Source organism: Micromonospora sp. KC721 (assembly GCF_004348355.1).
Lineage (GTDB): Bacteria > Actinomycetota > Actinomycetes > Mycobacteriales > Micromonosporaceae > Micromonospora.
In genome coordinates this window covers 1-5,700 of the sequence record NZ_SMJY01000284.1, presented here as the reverse complement: position 1 = coordinate 5,700, position 5,700 = coordinate 1, and the positions used below count along the sequence as shown (strand labels likewise).

Here is a 5,700-nt window from a genome sequence, read left to right as displayed (position 1 = left end):
GCCCGGCCCGTCCCCGGTTTTCGGGGCCCTGCCCGCGCTCGGTGCCCGCCCGACGTCGTCGGCCCCCCGGCCCGGTGAGTCCGGCAACCAGGTCACGCTGGGCGGCCGGCCCTTCGAACCGGCACCCCGCAACGGCTCGGCCCACCCGGGCGGTGGACGGGCTGTGCCCGCCTGGTCCGACCTGACCGGGGCCACCGGAGTCAACGGCAACGACAGCTACCCGCCGCGGCCCACCAACGGCCAGCCGGTCAACCCGCTGCCGCAGCGACGCGCCTCCGACGGCGACCCGGCGGTCACCGGTCAGCAGCCGGTGATCCCGCGGCAGCTGCCGAGCGGCCCGGAGGTCCGTCCGTACAGCGCCCCGCCGGTCTCCGCGCCGCCGGTCTCTGGTGTCCCGGTCTCCGGTCAGCCGGTGTCGGGTCAACCCGTCTCCGCCGCGCCCGTGTCGGCCCAGCCGGTCTCGGCGCAGCCGGTCTCCGGCCAGCCCGGCCCGGCCGCGCCGGTCGCCATGCCGCCCCGGCAGGTTCCGCCTGCCGTCGGTGCCCCGCCGGCCTGGCCGCCGGTGGCCAATCCGGAGCGGGAGACGGCCGCCCCGCCGGTGCCCGAGCGGCTCGCCGCGGCCCTGGACATGACCACCGAGCTGCCTCGGGTGGTCCGCCCCGAGCCGGCGCATCCGCCGGTCGTGCCGCAGCCGCGTGCCGGGCAGACCGCGCCGGTCAACCGGCCGGCCACCCCGCAGGAGACGGCGAACCGGCAGCGGTTCGCCGACGAGACCATGGAGCTGCCGATCTTCCGGGAGCTCGAGTCGGCCTGGTTCCGGACCCGTAAGCCGGGTCCGGAGGAGGCGGCGACCACAACGGCCAGCGGTGCCGCCACCCAGCAGATGCCCATTGTCGACGCCGTCGGCCAGCCCGTCCAGAAGCCCGCACCACGGACCACAGGTAATGCGCCGATGGTCAACACACCGACGGCCGGAGGAGCGCCGTACGACAGCGGCCCGGCGTCGCAGGGGGCCGGTCGGCCCGCGTTCGCCGACAGCGCGCCCAACCGTCGATCCGGCCCGCAGTCTCCGGGTTGGCAGACCGCGGCCGACGACGGTTGGCGGGCCGCCGTGGCCGCCTCCGAGGTGCCGGTGGCGGCCACCACCGAGACCGGTCTGCCGAAGCGGACGCCGATGGCGCAGCTCGTGCCCGGTGCCGTGGAGAAACCGACCACCTCGGTGCAGCGGCGTACACCGGAAGGGGTGCGTGGGCTGCTTTCCGCCTACCATCGAGGCGTGCAGCGTGGCCGGAGCAACCCCTCGGACAGCAACCCCATCAATCCGGAGGCGACTCCGGGAGGGCAGCAATCCTCGCAGCCTGGCTCCGGCCCGGCAGCCGGTAGCGGGCAGAAGGAGCAAGAAGGATGACTACTACGCAGGATCTCGGTTGGCTGCTGGCCAACTTCGCCGACCGGGTACCCGGTGTCGCGCACGCGGTCGCCGTCTCCGCCGACGGTCTGCTCCTCGCGTCGTCACGAGACCTGCCGCGGGACCGAGCCGACCAGTTGGCCGCCATCTCCTCCGGGCTGGTCAGCCTGACCCAGGGCGCGGCCCGGTGCTTCGAGGGTGGCGCGGTGCTGCAGACCGTCGTCGAGATGGACAACGGCTTCCTGTTCCTGATGTCCATCTCGGACGGCTCCTCGTTCGCCGTGCTGGCCGCCCGTAGCTGTGACGTCGGTCAGGTCGGCTACGAGATGGCGCTGCTCGTCGACCGGGTGGGCGACGCCTTGACGCCGCAGCCGCGTACGGCTGTCGGGATGATGGGCTGACCGAGCTGACCAGGCGGTCGGCACGGCGGCAACAACACAACAACAACGGCGGGTGCCACCGGGCGAGAGCCGGTGCCGGGTACGAAGGAGGTGAGCGGCGACATGGTCGATCGTGACGAACCGACCGGAGCGTTGGTCCGTCCATACGCCGTGACCCGTGGTCGTACCCGTCCCCGGCTCGACATCGCCATGGAGGCGCTCGTCGAGACGACGGTGCGCGGTCGGGCCGCTGCCAGTGGCAACAGTGGCCAGGGCCGGGAGCACCAGTACATCGCCGCGCTGTGTGACGGGCGTGTGCAGTCGCTCGCGGAGATCGCGGCGCGGATGCAGCTGCCACTGGGTGTGGCCCGGGTGCTCATCGCCGACATGGCGACGGATGGCCTGGTCGCGGTCCACGAGCCGACCATCCTGGACGACTCGGACGACGCGGTGGGCACTGAACTGCTGGAGAGGGTGCTGAGTGGACTTCGCAGGCTCTGACATGTCGCACCGGCCGCCGACCCCGAGCGGGCGCGTGACGTCGGCGAAGATCGTGATCGCCGGTGGGTTCGGCGTCGGCAAGACGACGCTGGTCGGCTCGGTCTCGGAGATCACGCCGCTGACCACCGAAGCGATCATGACTTCCGCGGGCGTGGGTGTCGACGACACCCGGCAGGTGCCGGGAAAGCAGACGACCACGGTGGCGATGGACTTCGGTCGTATCTCGATCGACCGGGACCTGATCCTGTACCTGTTCGGTACGCCGGGCCAGACGCGGTTCTGGTTCATGTGGGACGAGCTGGTACGCGGCGCCATCGGTGCCGTGGTGCTGGTGGACACCCGCCGGTTGGCCGACTGCTTCGCGGCGATCGACTTCTTCGAGCACCGGCGGCTGCCATACCTGGTGGCCATCAACTGCTTCGACGGGATGCAGTACCACGACCCGCAGGACGTCCGGGACGCGCTGGCGATCTCGACCGACGTGCCGGTGGTGGCCTGCGACGCCCGTAACCGGGAGTCGACCAAGCACGTGCTGATCTCGCTGGTCGAGTACGTGCTGACGATGCGCCGCTCGCGCGCGGTCGCCCCGGCCTGACCGACCTCGACGCGCCCGACGCGGCACCGCCGCCGTCGGGCGCGTTGTCGTGCGCGAAGGTCGCTCGACTTCCGGTCCTACGGGGCACCGACGATCTGGGCGATGAGCAGGTCGACTCGCTCCTCCTGCCCGTCCGGGGGGATGCGGCCGCTGCCCGACAGGACGGCGATGCCGTGTAGGGCGCTCCAGATGACTTCGGCGAACAGTTCGCGTCGCTCGTTGTCCGGGTGCAAACAGTTGACGAACTCGTCGAACGAAGCCCGCAGCGGGGCCGGTGTCTCGGTGCTCGCGAACTTCAGGTCGGTGGGCAGGATGAACATGGCCTGGTACAGGGCGGGTCGCTCGGTCGCGAACGCCAGGTAGGCGTGGCTGACGGCGCGCAAAGCCTGTCCGGGCTCAGCGGCTGCCTGCCGTGCGTGGCTTAGGTGGGCGGCGAGTTGGCTGAATCCGTCCAGGGCGACGGCGCTGACGATGGCGTCTTTGCCGTTGAAGTGGCTGTACAGCACCGGCTGGCTGTACTCGACGCGTTCAGCCAGCCGTCGTGTCGTGACTGCTTCCCAGCCTTCGGCCTCGGCGAGTTCGCGGGCGGCTGTAATGATCAGCTGGTGACGGTGAGCACGCTCACGCTCGCGGCGTTCGCTGATGGCGGACATGACTACATCCTAGCAACGCTAGACATCCTGTCGAAGGCAGTATAGCGTCGCTATTGAATCTAGCGTCGCTAGACCGTCGCTGCTGTCGCCAAGGAGGAAACCGCCGTGCTTACCACCGTCGCCACCGTCCTCGCCGGACTGATCGGCGCAGGCATCATCGTCATCGGCCTGAACGCCTTCCGGGCGCCGCACGCCGCAGCCGGCTTCGGCATCCCCGGCACGCCGACCGAGGACCCCACCTTCCGTGCCTGGCTGAAGGTTAAGGCCGTGCGCGACATCGCCTCGGGCATCTTGATCTTCATCGTGCTGGCCGGGGCCACGCCTCACCTGCTGGGCTGGTACATGTTGGCCGCCGCCGGCATGCCCGCCGGCGACGCGCTGATCGTGGTGCGCAGCAACGGCCCCAAGGCAGCTGCGTACGGCGTGCACGCGGCCACCGCCGTGGTGATGGTGGTGATCAGCGTGCTCCTGCTCGTCGCGTGACCACGTGTCACGCCGCTTCGGCCGAAGATCGCATTCACTGAAGGGAACAGCCTCTCCATGCTCTTCGAGATCAATCAGATCGGTACGGTCCGCAATGACCGGACGGATGTCCAGCACACAGACAACTGGGGTGCCGTCCGCAGCACGATCACCATCGACGAGCGCTTCGGCGAGGCGTGTCTGCAAGGGTTGGAGGGCTTCTCCCACGTCGACGTGCTGTTTATCTTCGACCAGTTCCCGGAACACGACGACTACCGTGAACCCCGCCCGAACCGCGGCCGCGCCGACCTCCCACCCGTCGGCATCTTCGCCGGTCGCGGTCCCCGCCGACCGAACCGCATCGGGGTGACGTGCTGCGCGATCGAATCCGTGCGCGGCCGCGAACTGACGGTGATCGGCCTCGACGCGGTCTCGGGTACCCCCGTCATCGACCTGAAGCCAACAATGACCGAGTTCCTGCCGGTAGACGTCCAGCAGCCGGAATGGGTCAGCCGTCTCATGTCGGAGTACTTCCAGCCGTAAGCGAGGGCTTGACGGTGGAGCCAACTCCCGAGCACATCGACCTCTCGTATCCCATCGCAGACGCGGGGGCTGCGAAGCGGCCGGCCGCCACCGCCGGGAGCGCGATCTGCGGAGGGTACGCCTGGTACCGGTGACGGTGTCGGCAGGGTAGCGGGCACGGATCTGACGGGCAGGAACGGACACAACCCGATCTTCACCGATCAGGCCTCGACCGCCCCACAGAGATTCCGCGCCCGAGCCGCCTCCGGCCCGCCCGACAGAGTGCTGTCGCCCGGATGGACGACGCTGTCGAGGTGTCAGGAACGGTAACCGGCGGACCGGAACTCGTACTCCCGGTCGTCGTCGCGTTCGGCCGGGTCGCGGCTGAAGTCCCAGCCACCGGCGGACTCCCGGCCCGGTCGGCCGCCGACCGCGAATCCGCCGATCTCCTGGCCGCGACGCCAGCCGCGGAAGTAGCCGGTGGTGTTCTCGGCGAGGCTGGCCGCATCACGGACGATCCGTAGCGGGCGCTCGTCGCGCAACGGCGAACCGGGCACCAGATTGGCCTGCGGAACCCGCTTGGGCAGGCCGGCCTTGGTCTCCGAACCGACCGCCGGGCGAGCTGCCTGCTCGGCGGCCTGCCAGCCGGTGTCCGCCGTGGTCGACCAGGCCAGGTCGGTGGAGTCGCTGTGCCCGACGAACCACGCCGACTTCGCCTGCGCGAAGATCAGCAGGTCGCCGTCGCCCTCGTCGGAGACCGGCGGAGGCCGGTGCTCCATCGGGGCGGGGCGGCGTTCGACCGGCTCCGGCAGGCGTTCGGGGATCGGCCGTTCACCGCGGGCTGCCCGCGACCCACGGCCGGGCTCCTCCCGATCCACCAGCCGCAGCGGCGGCGTCTCCAGATTGGGGTCGGTGGACGGACGGAGATTGTCGCGCAGCGCCCGGTCCGCCAGCGGCGGCGGCTCGACGAGCCGCAGTGCGGGCGGCTCCTGCGGAAGGTCGTCGGCGAGCCACGGCGGGGTGACCCGCCGCTCCTTGCCCGCCTCGGTGGGCGCGTCAACCGGTCGGCCGCCCCGGTCGCCGTACGACGGCACATCGCCGGCAGCCCGGTCGCCCAGGTCGTCCGGGTTGTTGACCAGCGGCCAGTTGGCCCGTGAACCCGGCGGGGCGGGCTCGGGC

At 70.9% G+C, this 5,700-nt stretch carries 6 protein-coding genes and 3 pseudogenes; 6 read left to right on the top strand and 3 right to left on the bottom strand.

Going from position 1 to position 5,700, the window contains the following annotated elements; translation table 11 throughout:
* The 4 genes and pseudogenes from E1182_RS28775 to E1182_RS28760 all read left to right on the top strand — a co-directional run.
* Window positions 1-1,408: pseudogene (locus E1182_RS28775) on the top strand (ATPase); the annotation flags it as partial.
* Window positions 1,405-1,809, top strand: a complete 405-nt coding sequence (locus E1182_RS28770) for a roadblock/LC7 domain-containing protein (RefSeq protein ID WP_089011242.1) — start codon at window positions 1,405-1,407, stop codon at window positions 1,807-1,809. The pseudogene E1182_RS28775 and the gene E1182_RS28770, both read left to right, overlap by 4 nt.
* A 102-nt stretch (window positions 1,810-1,911) precedes the next feature.
* The gene (locus E1182_RS28765; RefSeq protein WP_132270874.1) at window positions 1,912-2,289 is read left to right on the top strand and encodes a DUF742 domain-containing protein; all 378 of its coding nucleotides are present in this window, start codon (window positions 1,912-1,914) and stop codon (window positions 2,287-2,289) included.
* A gap of 1 nt (window position 2,290) precedes the next feature.
* Window positions 2,291-2,884, top strand: coding sequence for an ATP/GTP-binding protein (locus E1182_RS28760; RefSeq protein WP_132270873.1), 594 nt, complete (start codon window positions 2,291-2,293; stop codon window positions 2,882-2,884).
* 77 nt (window positions 2,885-2,961) lie between these two features.
* Here the strand turns inward: E1182_RS28760 and E1182_RS28755 are convergent, their stop codons facing one another.
* Complete coding sequence (locus E1182_RS28755) at window positions 2,962-3,537, bottom strand: TetR/AcrR family transcriptional regulator (RefSeq protein WP_132270872.1); 576 nt, start codon at window positions 3,535-3,537, stop codon at window positions 2,962-2,964.
* A gap of 105 nt (window positions 3,538-3,642) precedes the next feature.
* On the opposite strand from E1182_RS28755, the gene E1182_RS28750 reads away from it, so the two are divergent.
* Window positions 3,643-4,020, top strand: a complete 378-nt coding sequence (locus E1182_RS28750) for a DUF4267 domain-containing protein (RefSeq protein WP_132270871.1) — start codon at window positions 3,643-3,645, stop codon at window positions 4,018-4,020.
* A gap of 57 nt (window positions 4,021-4,077) precedes the next feature.
* The gene (locus E1182_RS28745) at window positions 4,078-4,542 is read left to right on the top strand and encodes an SAM-dependent methyltransferase (protein ID WP_132270870.1); all 465 of its coding nucleotides are present in this window, start codon (window positions 4,078-4,080) and stop codon (window positions 4,540-4,542) included.
* 64 nt (window positions 4,543-4,606) lie between these two features.
* Here the strand turns inward: E1182_RS28745 and E1182_RS32590 are convergent.
* Both E1182_RS32590 and E1182_RS28735 read right to left on the bottom strand, forming a co-directional pair.
* Window positions 4,607-4,725, bottom strand: a pseudogene (locus tag E1182_RS32590) (DUF4291 family protein); the annotation flags it as partial.
* Window positions 4,726-4,838: 113 nt separating this feature from the next.
* Window positions 4,839-5,700: pseudogene (locus E1182_RS28735) on the bottom strand (transposase); the annotation flags it as partial.